Source organism: Streptomyces ureilyticus, from assembly GCF_011045025.1.
GTDB classification, from domain to species: Bacteria; Actinomycetota; Actinomycetes; order Streptomycetales; family Streptomycetaceae; genus Streptomyces; species Streptomyces ureilyticus.
The window spans coordinates 20753-36204 of record NZ_JAAKZX010000091.1 but is presented as its reverse complement, the minus strand read 5'-3'; the positions used below and the strand labels follow the sequence as shown (position 1 = coordinate 36204).

General features: G+C 70.8%; 14 protein-coding genes and 3 pseudogenes. 11 read left to right on the top strand and 6 right to left on the bottom strand.

Going from position 1 to position 15452, the window contains the following annotated elements; genetic code table 11:
* Positions 1-213: pseudogene (locus G6048_RS49900) on the top strand (hypothetical protein); the annotation flags it as partial.
* Between the two features lie 25 nt (positions 214-238).
* On the opposite strand, the pseudogene G6048_RS26050 reads toward G6048_RS49900, so the two are convergent.
* A pseudogene (locus tag G6048_RS26050) lies at positions 239-1053 on the bottom strand (IS5 family transposase); the annotation flags it as partial.
* A 151-nt stretch (positions 1054-1204) separates the two neighbouring features.
* On the opposite strand from G6048_RS26050, the gene cobF reads away from it, so the two are divergent.
* Positions 1205-1975 carry a precorrin-6A synthase (deacetylating) gene (cobF, locus tag G6048_RS26045; protein ID WP_165342020.1) on the top strand — a complete coding sequence of 257 codons (771 nt, stop codon included), beginning with the start codon at positions 1205-1207 and terminating at the stop codon, positions 1973-1975.
* 217 nt (positions 1976-2192) lie between these two features.
* Here cobF and G6048_RS26040 read toward each other — a convergent pair whose 3' ends face one another.
* Both G6048_RS26040 and G6048_RS26035 read right to left on the bottom strand, forming a co-directional pair.
* Positions 2193-2960 carry a cobalt-precorrin-6A reductase gene (locus G6048_RS26040; RefSeq protein ID WP_165342019.1) on the bottom strand — a complete coding sequence of 256 codons (768 nt, stop codon included), beginning with the start codon at positions 2958-2960 and terminating at the stop codon, positions 2193-2195.
* Positions 2961-3107: 147 nt separating this feature from the next.
* Positions 3108-3881 carry a sulfite exporter TauE/SafE family protein gene (locus tag G6048_RS26035; RefSeq protein WP_165342018.1) on the bottom strand — a complete coding sequence of 258 codons (774 nt, stop codon included), beginning with the start codon at positions 3879-3881 and terminating at the stop codon, positions 3108-3110.
* A gap of 246 nt (positions 3882-4127) precedes the next feature.
* On the opposite strand from G6048_RS26035, the gene G6048_RS26030 reads away from it, so the two are divergent.
* The 9 genes and pseudogenes from G6048_RS26030 to G6048_RS25990 all read left to right on the top strand — a co-directional run bounded on the left by G6048_RS26030 (position 4128) and on the right by G6048_RS25990 (position 12269).
* Complete coding sequence (locus G6048_RS26030) at positions 4128-4937, top strand: alpha/beta hydrolase (protein ID WP_165342017.1); 810 nt, start codon at positions 4128-4130, stop codon at positions 4935-4937.
* A 141-nt stretch (positions 4938-5078) separates the two neighbouring features.
* Positions 5079-5297 (top strand): annotated as a pseudogene (locus G6048_RS49895) (WhiB family transcriptional regulator); the annotation flags it as partial.
* Between the two features lie 125 nt (positions 5298-5422).
* Positions 5423-5902 (top strand): Dps family protein, encoded by a 480-nt coding sequence (locus tag G6048_RS26020; RefSeq protein WP_165342015.1) that lies wholly within the window; start codon positions 5423-5425, stop codon positions 5900-5902.
* Positions 5903-5964: 62 nt separating this feature from the next.
* Complete coding sequence (locus G6048_RS26015) at positions 5965-6327, top strand: DUF3140 domain-containing protein (protein ID WP_165342014.1); 363 nt, start codon at positions 5965-5967, stop codon at positions 6325-6327.
* A gap of 2 nt (positions 6328-6329) precedes the next feature.
* Positions 6330-7010, top strand: coding sequence for an HhH-GDP family DNA glycosylase (locus G6048_RS26010; RefSeq protein ID WP_165342013.1), 681 nt, complete (start codon positions 6330-6332; stop codon positions 7008-7010).
* 91 nt (positions 7011-7101) lie between these two features.
* A complete protein-coding gene (locus G6048_RS26005) occupies positions 7102-7929 on the top strand; it encodes an SAM-dependent methyltransferase (RefSeq protein WP_165342012.1) in 828 nt (275 codons plus the stop codon).
* 247 nt (positions 7930-8176) lie between these two features.
* Positions 8177-9931, top strand: a complete 1755-nt coding sequence (locus G6048_RS26000; protein WP_165342011.1) for a DUF2207 domain-containing protein — start codon at positions 8177-8179, stop codon at positions 9929-9931.
* Positions 9932-10129: 198 nt separating this feature from the next.
* Positions 10130-11320, top strand: a complete 1191-nt coding sequence (locus G6048_RS25995) for an NAD(P)/FAD-dependent oxidoreductase (protein WP_165342010.1) — start codon at positions 10130-10132, stop codon at positions 11318-11320.
* Between the two features lie 10 nt (positions 11321-11330).
* Positions 11331-12269: a sigma-70 family RNA polymerase sigma factor gene (locus G6048_RS25990; RefSeq protein WP_165342009.1), complete on the top strand. Its 939-nt coding sequence runs from the start codon at positions 11331-11333 to the stop codon at positions 12267-12269.
* 204 nt (positions 12270-12473) lie between these two features.
* On the opposite strand, the gene G6048_RS25985 is transcribed toward G6048_RS25990, so the two are convergent.
* From G6048_RS25985 to G6048_RS25975, 3 genes are read right to left on the bottom strand one after another with little or no spacing between them, the layout of a single operon-like run.
* Positions 12474-13157 carry an SDR family oxidoreductase gene (locus G6048_RS25985; RefSeq protein WP_165342008.1) on the bottom strand — a complete coding sequence of 228 codons (684 nt, stop codon included), beginning with the start codon at positions 13155-13157 and terminating at the stop codon, positions 12474-12476.
* The gene (locus tag G6048_RS25980; protein WP_165342007.1) at positions 13154-14050 is read right to left on the bottom strand and encodes a cupin domain-containing protein; all 897 of its coding nucleotides are present in this window, start codon (positions 14048-14050) and stop codon (positions 13154-13156) included. The genes G6048_RS25985 and G6048_RS25980 overlap by 4 nt, the downstream gene beginning before the upstream one ends.
* 37 nt (positions 14051-14087) lie before the next feature.
* Entirely contained in the window at positions 14088-15452 is a 1365-nt protein-coding gene (locus G6048_RS25975) for an amidohydrolase family protein (RefSeq protein WP_165342006.1), read from the bottom strand.

Here is a 15452-nt window from a genome sequence, read left to right as displayed (position 1 = left end):
CCGCGTCGTCCTCGACGTGACGAGCAAGCCGCCCGGCACGATCGAGTGGGAGTGACGCTCCGGGGGGTGGAGGCCGAGCAGGAGCGGCCGTACGGGATGGATCTGCTGGAACTCGCAGCCTGGGCAAGGGAATTGGCGGGTGTCGTGGAGCAGGACCAGACTCCGGTGGACGCCGGGGCGTGGGCGCCTCGATTGCGCGGGAGCAGGGCTTAGAGGTCCTAACAAGGCGTTGGACGTGTCGGTGGGTGATCAGGCAGGTGGCGAGGCCGAGGAAGGCTTCGTGGATGTCGTCGCGTCGTTCCCAGCGGATGCGTAAGCGGCGGAAGCCGTGGAGCCAGGCGATCGTGCGCTCGACCACATACCGGAAGATACCGAGGCCGCTGCCGTGTTCCTGGCCTCGTTCGGCGATGACCGGACGGATCCCGCGGGCCCAGAGCAGACGGCGGTACTTGTCGTGGTCGTAGCCGCGGTCCGCGAGGAGTGCGTCGGGTCGGCATCTGGGCCGGCCGACGACTCCGGCCACGGCCGGAACCTTGTCCAGCAGGGGCAGCAACTGCGTGACGTCGTTGCGGCTTCCGCCGGTCAGCGACACCGCGAGCGGGATTCCCTGGCCGTCGGTGAGGACGTGGTGCTTGCTCCCCGGCCGCGCGCGGTCGACCGGACTGGGCCCGCTTTTGGGCCGCGCCGAGCGGCCCGCACGTGGGAGGAGTCGATCACCGCCCGCGACCAGTCCAGCTTCTTCGCGGCCCGCAGCTTCTTCAGCAGCACCAGGTGCAACTCATCCCACACGCCGGCCTCGTTCCACGCGGCCAGGCGCCGCCAGCACGTCATGCCCGAGCCGAAGCCCAGCTCTTGGGGCAGGTACTCCCACTGGATGCCGGTATGCAGCACGAACAGGATCCCGCACAACGCCTGCCGGTCCGGGATCCGCGGCCGGCCCTCCACCAGCTTCGGCCCCGGCTTGGGCAGCAACGGCTCGATCAGCGACCACAGTTCATCCGACACGATCCACGGCCGAGACTGTCGTTCTCCCACGATCAGACCAACGGCCATCCAAGCCGAAAGTCACATGATCAATCACTTCTGTTAGGACCTCTTAGCGGCTCGGCAGCAAGGCGTTGCGGCGCGGGAACGCGGGCGTGCCGCGCCTGTTCCGATCGGGTGCGGTGATCCGGTTGTCAGTGGGGTGGGGCAGACTCGGGGTGTGCGAAAGATTCATGTCATCGGCATTGGGGCGGGCGACCCCGACCAGTTGACCCTTCAGGCGGTCAAGGCCCTGCGGAGCACGGACGTGTTCTTCATCCTGGACAAGGGCGAGGTGAAGTCGGACCTCGTCCAATTGCGCCGTGACATTCTCGACGCGCACATACCGGAGGGGACATACCGGCTGGTGGAGGCCCGTGATCCGGAGCGGGACCGGGCCGCCGGGGGTGCGGGCTACTCCCCCGCCGTCGGGGACTGGCGCCGGGCCCGCGCCGATATCTACGAGCGGTTGATCGCCGGGGAGTTGGGCGAGGAGGAGAGTGGGGCCTTCCTGGTATGGGGTGATCCCGCGTTGTACGACAGCACGCTCGGGATCCTGGAGGAGATCCTCGGGCGGGGCGCGGTGGCCTTCGAGTACGACGTCGTACCGGGCATCAGCAGCGTCTCCGCGCTGGTCGCCCGCCATCGCACGGGCCTCAACCGTGTTGCCGGACCGGTTCAGATCACGACGGGCCGACGCCTTGCCGAGGCTTTCCCGGAGGGCGTCGACGACGTCGTCGTCATGCTCGACGCCCACCAGGCCTTCCAGCGGTACGCAGACCAGGACATCGACATCTACTGGGGCGCCTACATAGGCACCCCGGACGAGATCCTCGCCTCGGGCCCGCTCGCGGACACGGCGCCCCGCATCGCCGAGCTTCGAGCGGAGGCTCGTGAGCGCAAGGGCTGGATCATGGACACGTACTTGCTGCGCAGGCGGCCAGGGGGGTAGTGCGGGGCCCGTTGCACCAGGCCCCGCCACATGGCCCCGCATCCCGCGGGCCAGGCGCTCCGCGGGAAAGGCGGTTCGAAGCTGCGGGTTCGTTGTGGCTGGTCGCTCCCCCACTCTCGGCTTCTCCCCCACTCTCGGCTTCGCTCGAGCGGGGGGACCCCCATGAGCGGGGGACCCCCATCGCGGCGGAGCCGCATATGGATACAGCCCCGCGCCCCTACAGTGCGCTGGTGGCGTCCAACCAGGCCAGTGCCTCGGGCACGTCAGCCACCGGCGTCACTCCCTCCGGCAGCGGTGGGCGCCGTACCACCACCACTGGAATGGCGAGGGCGCGGGCGGCCGTCAGTTTGGCTGATGTCGCGGTGCCGCCGCTGTCTTTTGTCACCAGGACGTCGATGGCGTGCTCGCGCAGGAGGGTCGTCTCGTCCTTCACCGTGAACGGCCCGCGGGCCAGCAGGACTTCCGTGTGGCGGGGCAGGGGCGGCTCAGGGGGTTCCACCGAGCGTACGAGGAAGTGGAGTTCGGAGAGGGGGGCGAAGGCCGCCAAGTCCAGTCGGCCCGTTGTGAGAAAGATGCGGCGGCCCAGCGACGGGAGCAGATCGGCGGCTTCGGCGAGGGAGGTCGTCGAGTGCCAGCGGTCGCCGGGGCGTGCCTGCCAGCCGGGGCGGCGCAGGACTACGGCCGGGACGCCCACGGTCCTCGCGGCCCGCACCGCGTTCGCCGTGATGCCCGAGGCGAAGGGATGCGTGGCGTCGACGAGTGCGTCCACGTGCTCCGTGCGCAGCCACCGGGCGAGCCCTTCCGCCCCGCCGAATCCCCCGACCCGTACGTCCCCGTCGACCGTCCCCGGCCGGGACACCCGGCCCGCGAGCGAGGTCGTCACGCGCATGCCGGGCCGGGCGGCGAGGGCCGCGGCCAGTTCGCGGGCCTCGGCCGTGCCGCCCAGGACCAGAACATGGGCACGGGCACGGGCATGCGGGGACATGGCGTCGAGCGTACGGGCCACAGAAATGAGCCGAGCGTACGGACCGCGGCAGTCCGCCACGCGTACTGGCCACGGCAGTCAACCTCCCGTACGGGCCGCAGGAACCAACCGTGCGTACGCGCCACAGGAGTCGACAAAGCGCCAAGCTCAGCGGAGCAGCAGCTGTGCCCCGCCCACCACCGTCGCCGCGATCACCAACCGCTCGAAGAGCCGCTGGTTGATGCGGTCCACGGCGAGCTTGCCGATCACGGCACCGGGGACGACGAAGGCGGCGAGGGCGGCGTCCAGCAGCAGGGAGTTGCCGTCTATCAGGCCGAGACCCACGCTGAAGGGGACCTTGGACACGTTGACGATCAGGAAGAAGAAGGCCGAGGTCCCCAGGAAGCCGAGCTTGCGGAAGCCCGCGGAGAGGAGATACATCGACATGACGGGGCCGCCCGCATTGGCGACCATCGTCGTGAAGCCGCCGAGCACACCGTACGAACGCGCCTTGATCCGGCCCGTTCGCGAGGTCACCTCCTCCGGCTCCTCGTCCGCCGCGGCCTTCCGACGGCGCCACACCGTGACCCCGGCCATCAGCAGCAGAATCGCGCCGATCGACATCCGTACGATCTGGTCGTCCGCCCACATCAGGAACACCGTGCCGACGACCACGCCGCCCGCCACCGCCGGGAAGAGCCGCCACAGCGTGGGCCAGTGGGCGTGCCGGCGATAGGTGAGCACGGCGAGTACGTCCCCGACGATGAGGATGGGCAGCAGTACGCCGGTGGAGGCGCGGGCGGGCAGGACGGCGGCGAAGATCGCGAGGCTGACCGTGTTGGCCCCGCTCACGGCGGTCTTCGAGAAGCCGACGAGCATGGCCGCGGCGGCGAGTGCGGCGAACTCCCAGACGGAGATGTGCCAAAGGGTCATCGTGTTCATGCGGAGACTGATGCTATGCGCAGCCATCTCTCCGCGTCAGGACCGTCTCGCCAGGTGGCCCCTTGCCCAGGGGCCGCTTGTCCATCAGGGCCGCTTGGCCCGGGGAGGGCCGACTGCCCGTGGCGGGCCGACTGCCCGGAGGGACACCTTGCCAGTAGCCCGCCGCTGGTCGCGCACGGTGGACCTCCGCCGCGCTCCCTGGGAAGATCCTCGGGACCTTCGCCGACGTCGATGGAGGAGCGAGCCATGGCCGACTCCCGCGAACATACCCTCACCGGTACCAGGGGCGGCATCACCGCACGCGAGTGGCCACGGGAGCGGCCGCGGTACGTCGCGCTCCTGGTCCATGGCTACGGGGAGCACATCGGCCGGTACGAGTACGTGGCGGACGTACTGAACGGGCATGGCGCCGCGGTGTTCGGGCCCGACCACATGGGGCATGGGAAGTCGGCGGGCGAGCCGGTGCTGATCGAGGACTTCGAGGACGTGGTGACCGACGTCCACGCGGTGGAGCGGCTGGCCCGCGCCGCGCACCCCGGTGTGCCCGTCGTGCTGATCGGCCACTCCATGGGCGGACTGATCGCGGCGAGGTACGCACAGCGGTACGGCGACGGTCTGGCAGCCCTCGTGCTGTCCGGGCCGGTGATCGGTGACTGGCAGGTGGCCCGGCAGTTGCTGGCGCAGGACCCGATCCCCGAGGTCCCCATCGACCCGGCGACGCTGTCTCGGGACCCGTCGGTGGGCGAGACGTACGCGGCGGACCCTCTCGTCTGGCACGGCCCGTTCAAGCGCCCGACGCTGGAAGCGTTCGTCCGCGCTCTGGAGACCATCTCCAAGAGCGGCGGCGTCGGCCCACTCCCGCTGCTGTGGCTGCACGGCGACGACGACCGCATCGTGCCGCTGTCCGCCAGCCGCGCGGGCGTCGAGGAACTGCGCGGGGCCGACTGGACCGAGCGCGTATACCCGGGCGCCCAGCACGAGGTGTTCAACGAGACGGACAAGGCCGCGGTCCTCGCGGACGTGACGGGCTTCGTGGACCGCGTACTCGGCAACTGACGGGACCGGGTACTCGGTAACTGACCGGCCCCCGTATTCGAGAACCGACCGTATTCGGGAAGCGACGGGACCGCGTACTCGGGAAACGGGCCCCCGAACGGCGGGTGTTTCCGCTGATCCGCCTTGGGCACTCGCGGGCGCATGGAGTGGTTGCGCAGAGCAGCCTGCGCGGATGAGGACCCGGAACTGTTCTTCCCCGTGGGCACGACCGGCCCGGCCCTGCACGAAGTTGAGGCCGCCAAGGAGGTCTGTGCCCGCTGCCCGGTGTCCTACCAGTGCCTGACCTGGGCGCTCGACACCGGACAGACCTCGGGTGTGTGGGGCGGAACGTGTGAGGAGGAACGCGCGGCGCTGCTTCGTCTTGTCCGACGTCAGCCTACGAGCCCCGAAAACCTCAGCCCCGAAAGCATGAGCGCAGAAGGCATGAGTGCAGAAGGCACAAGCCGCGAAACCAGAAGCCGCGAAACGACGAGGAGAAGCGCGTCATGACTGTCGTGAAGAGCACCCTGCCCGACCCCGCACGTCAGGTGGTCGGTACCGCCCTGCAGGGCACCCTGGTGGACCTGCTGGGGCTGTCACTCATCGGCAAGCAGGTCCACTGGAACATCGTGGGACCCCGGTTCCGCACGATTCACTTCCAGCTCGACGAGGTGGTGGCCACGGCACGTTCGTACGCCGACACCGTGGCCGAACGCGCCGCGGCACTCGGTATCCCGCCCGACGGCCGGCCCGAGACCATCGCCGCGACCTGCGCCCACCAGAGCCCGAAGGACGGCTGGGTGCAGGACACCGAGGTCGTCGGCCTGCTCATCGAGTCCCTGGACACGACGATCGGGCAGCTCCGGGAGCGGATCAACGCGACGGACGAAGCCGATCGCGTGACCCAGGACTTGCTGATCTCCCTCACGGCCGAACTCGAGAAGCACCGCTGGATGTTCCAGGCCGAGGACTGGCCACGCGACTGACCACCGCCCGGCGCATGACCGCGTACGACCGTACTGAGCGTACGAAACGGAAGGAGTACGCAATGGCCGACGCCCTCGAACTCGACGTGCTGTGGGACGAGTTCCACCGCGTGGTGAACATGACCTCGCAGGAACTGGCCACCTGGTTGAAGGTCAGCGACGCCGACGAGGAGACCGAACCGCTGCCGGAGCACGCGGGTTCGCCCACCGGTCAGCATGTCCTGGCCATCCTGCAGAAGCGTCGTACGGACCTCACCGAGGACGACATCAGCGTGATGTACGAGGTCGTGGAAACGGTCGAGGCCGAGACGGACCCGACGCTGGAGCCCACGGCCGGGGACTCCTCGGCCGGGGACCCCGTGGCCCAGGAGACCGAGCGCCGCCACCGGCTGATGACGCTCGGCCACGACCCGCTCAGGCCGTAGCCATGGCCAGACGATCAGACCGGGACAGCCGGGTCATCGAGGCGCTGGTCACCGAACACGGCCGTACGTTCGCCGAGGAGGCGGGCATCAAGCTGCGGAACACACCGCAGCCGCTGTACCGCACCCTGGTCATGGCCGTTCTCCTCAGCGCGCGGATCCGCGGTTCCGTCGCCGTCGCGAGCACGCGCGCCCTGTACGAGGCGGGGATGCGCGACGCGCGCCGGATGGCCGACGCGAGCTGGCAGCAGCGGGTCGACGCGCTGGGCGAGGGCGGCTACCGGCGCTACGACGAGCGCACGGCGACGATGCTCGGTGAGGGTGCCGAGCTGCTGCTGGAGCGTTGGGGCGGCGATCTGCGGCGGATGCGCGACGAGGCGGACGGCGACCTCGACCAACTCCGTTCTCTGCTGCGGGAGATACCAGGTCTCGGCCCGGCCGGCGTGGACATCTTCCTGCGCGAGGTACAGCAGGTCTGGCACGAGGCCGCCCCCTGGCTCGACGCGAAGGCGCTCCAGGGCGCGGAGCGGCTCGGGCTGCCCAAGGAGCCGGACCACCTGGTGAAGCTCGCCGGTCACACCGAACCGGCCGTGCTGGCAGCCGCGTTGGTGCGGGCCGCGCTCGACAAGGAGATCGTGGAGGACGTTCTGCGGCGCGCGGAGGAACGCGCGGAGAACGAGGACTGAAGGCCTCGAAGGCGGGGTGGGCAACGGGCTTCCGGGGTCCGCTCAACGGCGCCACACTGCTCGCACACCGCGACGAGCAGAGGAGTGCCGTATGGCCGCGACCGAGTCCGCTCCCCCGCCCATCGACACCAGCAGGCCGCATCCGGCACGCGTGTACGACTGGTTCCTGGGCGGCAAGGACAACTACCCGGTCGACGAGGAACTGGGCCGCCGCATCCTGGAGTTGGAGCCGCATGCCAGGCGATCGGCCCACAGCAACCGCTCGTTCATGCACCGCGCCACACGCTGGTCAGCCGCGGAGGCAGGCATCCGGCAGTTCCTCGACATCGGCACGGGCATCCCGACCGAGCCCAACCTCCACCAGCTCGCGCAGGCCACGACACCCGACGCGCGGGTCCTCTACGTCGACAACGACCCGATCGTGCTCGCCCACGCGGAGGCGCTGCTGCGCGGCAGGCCCGAGGGCGTGACCCAGTACGCACAGGCGGACGTGCGCGAGCCGCACAAGATCCTGGACCAGGCCGCCCGCGTCCTCGACTTACGCCGGCCCGTGGCGTTGTCGCTGATCGCGTTGATGCACTTCATCTCGGACGAGGAGGGGGCGTACGAGCTGGTGGACAGCCTCGTCGACGCGTTACCGGCCGGCAGTTGTCTCGTCCTCTCGATGATCACCGGGGACTACGATCCGGGGACCATGGAGCGGGCCGTCCAGACGTACGCGGCGGGCGGCGTCACACTCGTAGCCCGCTCACACGCCGAAGTGGCCCGTTTCTTCACGGGACTTGAGGTCGTCGAACCGGGCATCGTCTCGCTGCCCGAGTGGCATCCCGAGCTCGCGGTGGGCGAGGACGTCCAGGGGGACGCCCCGGTGCCGCTGTACGCGGGCGTGGGGATCAAGCCGTCAACCACCCGTCACTAAGCTTGTTCTTTGTCCACCAGTCAGATCCTGGTGGACAAAGAACAAGCTGAAGCCGGTCTGCTCAGGCCCGGCTCAGTCTCGGCGACGGATGGATCGCGGACACCGAACTGCGGTTTCTCGCACCTCTGTTGCGCAATGCGTGGCCTGTATCGTCCTCCCCTGACGGGTGACGGGTGACGGGGAGGGGGCCCTGGTGAGGGCCAGGTCGGTGGGGTGGCGGAGGCGGCGGGATGCCATTCTGCTGCTCGTGGGCGCGGTGTTGGTGGGGCTGGTCGGGCTGCTGGGTGCGGTGCTCGGGGAGCCCGGGGAACGGATTGCCCGGATGTGGGTCGGCGCCGAGATACGTACCGACGGGACGGCCCGGATCACCGAGGTGATCGACTACGACTTCAACGGTGAGCAGCGGCACGGCATTTACCGTGACGTGCCGCGGACGGATCCCGGAGACGTCAGCAAGGTATCCGTCACGTCGGACGGCGAGCCGGTGCCGTACCGCGTCGAGGACGGGCTGAACACGCGGATCGTGATCGGTGACCCCGACGCGACGGTGACCGGGACCCACCGGTACCGGATCGAGTACACCCTGCCGCAGCTCGGGGACGAGGGGCGGCTGGCGTGGGATGCCGTAGGCACGAACTGGGACGTGCCCGTCGGACACGTCGACGTGCACCTGGCCGTCCCGTTCGCCCTGCAACGGCCGATGTGCGTGTCGGGATCGTCCGGTTCGATCGAGGACTGTGCGACGCAGCGGCAGCCCGTACCGGGGCAGCTGGACGTGGCCCAGGACGGGCTGGAGGCGCACGAGGGTCTGACGCTGTACGCGACGGTCGGAGATGCCGACGGGGGCGGCGCCGCTTCGCTGCCGAAGGCGCCCGGCGGACGGGCGGCTGCCGTCTGGGCCGGGGACAGTGCGCCGACGGGGTGGCTGTGGGCCACGGGGATCGCCCTCGCCGCGACGGCCGTGGTCGCGGAGCTGGTGCGGCTGGCTGGACGGGAGCGGGTCCAGGGGGCGGACGGCCGGACCCGGCGGATGGACATCCGCCGGCTGGGTGCCTCGGTCACACCGAACGGTGAGCCGCCCGCGGGCATCGCTCCCGCGCACGCCGGCATCCTGCTCACCGACCGGGTGCGCCAGGAACACCTGGCGGCATGGCTGCTGACCGCGGCGGCGGACGGGCATCTGACCATCAGCGGCAAGCAGAAGAAGCCCGTGCTGCACCAGGTCGGCAAGCGGCCCGAGGGCGGCGCCACCGACCCGCTGACGGCGGAGGTGCTCCAGGCCGTGTTCGCCCGTAAGCGGCGCGTCCCGCTGGGCCAGTTCAACACAGCGTTCGCCACCGCCTGGAACCTGCTGCGGCACCGCCTCGAAGACTGGCGGCGCACGGGTGGCGACGGGCTGTGGGAGCCGTCCGGGGAGCGACGCCGCCGGTTCGCCCTGTGGGGCGGCGCGGTGGCCGCGGCCGCCGGAACGGTCGTCGTGGGGATCACGGCAACGGACGTGGCGGATCCGGGCGCGGACTGGCGGACGCCGCTGGCAGTCGGCGCGGCACTGGCCGGCGCCGGGCTCGCGGCCCTCGTGCGGGCCTGGGAACTGCGGGCACGCACCGTGCGCGGCTCCCACCTGTGGTGCCAGACGGAGGCCTACCGGCGCCATCTGGCCGAACCCGGGCGGCACGGCTGGGAGAAGCGTGACGAGGACCAGATCACCGCGTGGGCCACTGCCCTCGGCGAGGCCGAGGCATGGACGGCCGCGGCGGCAGCGGCCGACCAAGCGAACGCGCATGCGTCCCGCACGCGGGCACGGACGGCCACACCCGGGGACGACGCGACGCTCCGGCCCGACCTCGCCACCTACCTTCCGCTGGCGGCCGTGTCCGCCACCCAGCCGTCGTCGGGAGGCTCGGGTTCCTCGTCGGGTTCCTCGTCGGGCGGTTACAGCGGCGGAGGCGACAGCGGAGGGGTCGGCGGCGGAGACGGTGGCGGGGGCGGCGGCTCCTGGTGACTACGGCGCACCCGGCCTGACCCCCGCCCCCCGCCTCGTACTGGGCATGCGCCGCGCGCCGCACCAGGCCGCAGCGGTGCCGGGCGGCCACGGACTGGAACTCGTCTCTGTGCAGTGACCCGCGTCACACTCAGCTCCTGTCAGCAATCGGGGCGCCGTCTCGTTCAAGGGGCACGCCAACGAGACAGGAGCCACGCCATGAAGCACCGCATCGTCGTCCTCGGCGCCGGATACGCCGGGGCCTTCGCCGCCGGAAACCTGGCCCGCCGGCTCTCCCCCGCCGACACCGAGATCACCGTCGTCAACGCCGTGCCCGACTTCGTCGAGCGGATGCGGCTCCACCAGCTCGCGATCGGCCAGGACCTCACGTTCCGCAAGCTCGCCGACGTATTCGCCGGTACCGGGGTGCGGCTGCGCCTAGGGCGCGTCACCGGCGTCGACCCCGAACGCAGGAGCGTCGCCGTGACCGGTGAGGACGGCGACGGCGAGCTGACGTACGACACCCTGCTCTACGCGCTCGGCAGCTCCGTAGCCCACCATGGCGTCCCCGGCGTGGCCGAGTACGCCTTCGATGTGACCGGCCGGTCCTCGGCGCTGCGGCTGCGCGAGCGCTTGGCCGGACTGGGCGAGGGCGGCACCGTGCTGGTCGTCGGTGAGGGGCTGACCGGCATCGAGACCGCGACCGAGTTCGCCGAGTCCCGGCCCGACCTCTCGGTCGCGCTCGCCGCCCGCGGCGAGCTGGGCGCCTGGCTCTCCCCGAAGGCCCGCCGTCACCTGCGCCAGGCCTTCGACCGGCTCGGTGTCACCGTCCACGAGCACACCGGCATCGAAGCCGTCGAGCCGACTCGGGCGATCGCCGCCGACGGCAGGTCCATCCCGGCCGACGTGACCGTGTGGTCGGCTGGGTTCGCCGTGCACCCCATCGCGGCCGCCAGCGGCCTGGAAGTCGCCGAGACCGGCCAGATCGTCGTCGACGGCACCATGCGCTCGGTCTCGCACCCGGACGTCTACGCCGCCGGTGACAGCGCCTACGCGATCGGCGAGAACGGCCGGCCGCTGCCGATGTCCTGCGCCTCGGCCGGCTACACCAACATGCAGGCGACCGCCGCGATCATCGCGCGCCTGACCGGCAGCGAGGTCCCGACCACCGGACTGAAGTACCACGGCAACCACATCAGCCTCGGGCGGCGGGACGCGATCTTCCAGATGGTGGACGGAGACGTCCGGTCGAAGTCCTGGTACCTGGGCGGCAAGGTCGCCGCGCGGCTCAAGTCGGGTGTGCTCAAGACGGCCGGGTGGGGCATCGCCCACCCGACCTTCGGCATGCCGAAGCGCAGGCGCCGCCTGGCCACCGCGCCTGACCCGGCCGGTGTGAGGGTCGCCGCATAGGCTGCTCCGCATGGACAGCGTCGCCATCGACCGATTCGAGGCCAGCCGGGGCCGGCTGGCCTCGCTCGCGTACCGTCTGCTCGGCTCGGCCGCCGACGCCGAGGACGCCGTGCAGGACACGTTCCTGCGCTGGCAGGCCGCGGACCGGGAACGCATCGACGTGCCGGAGGCCTGGCTGACCAAGGTCGTCACCAACCTCTGCCTCGACCGGCTCCGCTCGGCGCAGGCGCGCCACGAGCGAGCTGTCGGCGACTGGCTGCCCGAACCACTCCTCGAGGGCGACCCGATGCTCGGCCCGGCCGACACCTTCGAGCAGCGCGAATCGGTGTCCTTGGCCGTACTGACCCTCATGGAGCGCCTCTCACCGGTCGAGCGGGCCGCCTACGTCCTGCGCGAGGCCTTCGCCTACCGCCACGCCGAGATCGCCGGGATCCTCGACATCACCGAGTCCGCGAGCCAGCAGCATGTCCACCGGGCCCGACGCCGGGTCACCGCCGAGCGCCGCGGCGGCGACGAGGTGGACCCCGCGTCCGCGCGCCGGATCGTCGAGGAGTTCCTCGCCGCCGCCACGTCGGGGCGGACCGAACGGCTGGTGGCGCTGCTCACCGACGACGCGACGATGGTCTCGGACGGCGCCGGACTGGCCAAGCGGCTACTGCGGTACAACACGCGCGAGCGCATCGCCGCCTACGTGCGGGCCGGCTTCAAGCCCACGCCGGCGAAGCGGCGGCTGGCCGGCGGCTCCCCCGCGATCCACCTCGCGCTGGTCAACGGCTCCCCGGCCGCCCTCGCCGTGGTCGACGACCGGGTCGTGGGCGCCGTGTGGTTCGAAGTCAGCGACGGCAAGGTCGCGTCCCTGTGCGGCATCGCCGCCGCGGCCCGGCTCGAGCGCATCAATGAGGCCTGGCGGCAGCACGAACCCGAAGCGCCGGTCATCAGCGCGTGGTGAAACGCATGATGTCCAGAGCCACCGGAATCCAGTGACCTGAAGCAGGGGCCGAAGCACGTCGGCCTCCCGAACGAATCAGACTCGGCCATGCGCCCAGCCACGCGGATGCGATTCCCCTCGCGGCTGAAGTCAGGGGCTGAGGCCCCGGCGCTCCTCGCACGATTCGCTGAGCTCAGTCCCTCCCGACGATCGCCAAGCGCGCCGTCACCGCAGCGTCCACCCCCCGTCCACGCTCAAGTCGACCCCGTTGACCGACTGGTTGCCGAGCAGGAAGTCGACGGCGCCCACCACGTCCCGCATGGTTGCCAGCCGGCCCGTGGGCGTCCTGGCGACCAGGGCGTCGAGCGGCTTGCCCGACCAGAAGGGGCTGTCGCCCACGACCCCGGGGTGCACGGCGTTGACGCGGACCGGGGCGAGCTCGGTGGCAAGAGTGCGTACGAGGCCGGTGACGCCCGCGTTGACGGTGGCCACCGTGGTCGCGCCCGGGTAGGGGCGCTCCTTGGCCTGTCCGCCGAACAGCACGATGGCACTGTCGTCGTGCAGCCTGGGCCGCAGCGTGTGCACGACCTCCGTGTAGCCGACGAGCTTGAGCGTGACCAGGCGGACGGCCGCGTCGATGTCGTACTCGGTGACGCTGTTGCTGTCACGGGAGATCCCGACGAGGACGAGGTGGTCGACGCGCCCGACATCGGCCAGCGCCGGGGCGATCTCGTGCGGCCGGGACAGGTCGAGGGCGAGGCCGAGGGACGCGCCGGTCTCCTTGGCGGCGGTGGCGGCCCGACTTGCGTCGCGTCCGGTGAGTACGACCTCATCACCGTTCGCGGCGCGATGCCGGGCGTACTCCCAGCCGATCCCGGACGTACCGCCGATGACGACCACGCTGCTCATGGCTTCTCTCCCAACCTGGCCCGCAGATAGTCCCAGTCCCTGGTGAAGCGATAGGAGTGCCGCGACGGCGGCTGCGGCGCCTGCGTCTCCAGCCAACGCACCGGCCCCGTACCGGCGTTGGCGAAGCTGTGCACGCAACCGGCGCCCGCCCAGGCCGCGTCGCCCACGCCGAGCCGGTGGCGCTCGCCGTCGAAGGTGGCGTCCACGGTGCCCTCGACGATCAGATACGTCTCCTCGAAGGGGTGGTCGTGGCTGCCGGCGACGCCGTCGGGCGCGTACTGCACCATGAACATCGTCGAGGCGACCGCGCCCAGATCGCTGTCCACCATCATCTTCACGGTGATGCCGCTGTAGACGAGCAGCGCTGTCCGCATGCTGGCCGACACCGCGAGGAGGTCCTGGGACTGCTTGCCGGGGTCCATCTGGGCGGCCTCGAAGTGGCCGAACGAGCGGGTGCGCGGGTCGCGTGCGTCGATGCGGACCGGTTCGCGGGCGGGCAGTGCGGGCACGGCCTGGGTGTCGTAGCCGTAGCGGGCTCGCGGGACCGGCGCGAGCATGTCCGCCCAGCGCCCGACGGTGTCCCCGGCGCCGCGCCAGGCGTGCGGCACGCCCGTCGGCAGGAGTCCGTAGTCGCCTTCCTCCAGCAGGTACGAGCCCTCGGGTACGTCGAGGATGACCGTGCCCGACAGCATGTGAAAGGACTCCTCGTACGCGTTCACGTGGGCGCCGATCGCTCCGTCCGGCGCCAGTTCGCAGACGCCGAAGCCGCTGTGCACGGCGCCGTCCGCCTCGTCGACGACCGTCCGTCGTCTGAACCCGCTGCTGCTGTACGGCAGTTGGGTCGGGGCGGCGAACGTGGCGTCCGCCGCCCGCCGTACGGCGAAGTGGGTCATCCCCGCCCCTTCCTGCGCGCCCGCCGCCCGGACTCCCTCACGCCTGCTGCTTCTTCCCGGCCTCGACCGCCGCCATCAGCCGGTCGCGGGACTCCTCGACCAGGCGCCGCGCCCGCGCGGTGTCGGCGAGCAGCTTGCCGTCGCGCTTGCGGACCGTGCCGTCGACGATGACCGTGTCGACGTTGGACACGTCCGCGCACAGGGTCACTGCGGCGACCGGGTCGATGAGGGGCGCGATGTTGAGGGCCGTGGCGTCGATGGCGACGATGTCGGCGCGCTTGCCGGGGGTCAGTGAGCCGGTGCGGTGTTCGAGTCCCGCGACATGTGCGCCGTTGACGGTGGCGATCTCCAGCATCTGACGTGCGGTCAGCATCGTTGCGGGGACGGAAGTGTCGGCCTGCCAGCACTCGGCGTTCACCCGGGCGCGCTCGCCGCCGAAGGCCGCGCGGATCTGGGTGAACATATCGCCGGGCACGGTGGTGACCACATCGATGCTCAGGCTCGGCCGCAGCCCGTACTCGATCGCCTTCATGACGGGTGGCCAGCCGTGCCCCATCTGCTGCTCCACCTGCGGCGCGATGGAGACCGTGCCGCCGCTGTCGGCGACCATCCGCCACTCCTCCTCGCTGAAGTAGCAGCAGTGGACGTAGGTGGTGTCGGAGCCGAGCAGCCCGAGGTCGTGCAGCTGCTTGACCATCCCGAAGCGGCCCGCCAGTCGGCCCATGCCGACGTGCACGGTGATCGGGATGTCCAGTTCGCGCGCGAGCCGCCACTCGGCCTCGACGACGTCGTTGATGCAGAATCCCGGGCCGCGAGTGGCGAGCGCCATGGTCAACAGGCCGTCATCCGAGGCGAAGTGACGTTCCCTCACCCGTCGTACGTCGTCGGCCGGTATGGCGATCTTGCTGTCGAACCAGTAGTCGGCGAGCGAGGTGTTGGCGCTGCCGTACGCGTACTGGGCGCGGATCCCGGTCTCGCTCAGCGCCCGCACGGCGGCGTCGGGATGCTCGGGTGTGTTGTTGATGTGTGACCAGTCGACGAGCGTGGTGATCCCGGCGTTCAGGCACTCAAGGGAGCCCGCGAGGTTGCCCGCGTACACGTCCTCGGGGCCGTAGACGGGTGCGAAGGTGTCGAGGACTTCGACGAAGTAGTCGTCGAGGGTGGCGTCGGGCGCGCAGCCGCGGATGGGCGCCTCCCAGGTGTGGCGGTGGGTGTCGACGAAGCCCGGCACGACGATGCGGCCGGTCATGTCGAGGACTTCGGCGTCGACTTCGGCGTCTATCCGCGGCTCGACCGCCGTGATCTTCCCGTCCTCGATCAGTACATCGCCCTCGGGCAGGTCCCCGATGCCGGGGTCCATCGAGATCACGTGGCCCGAGCGCAGAAGCATCCGACTGGTCAT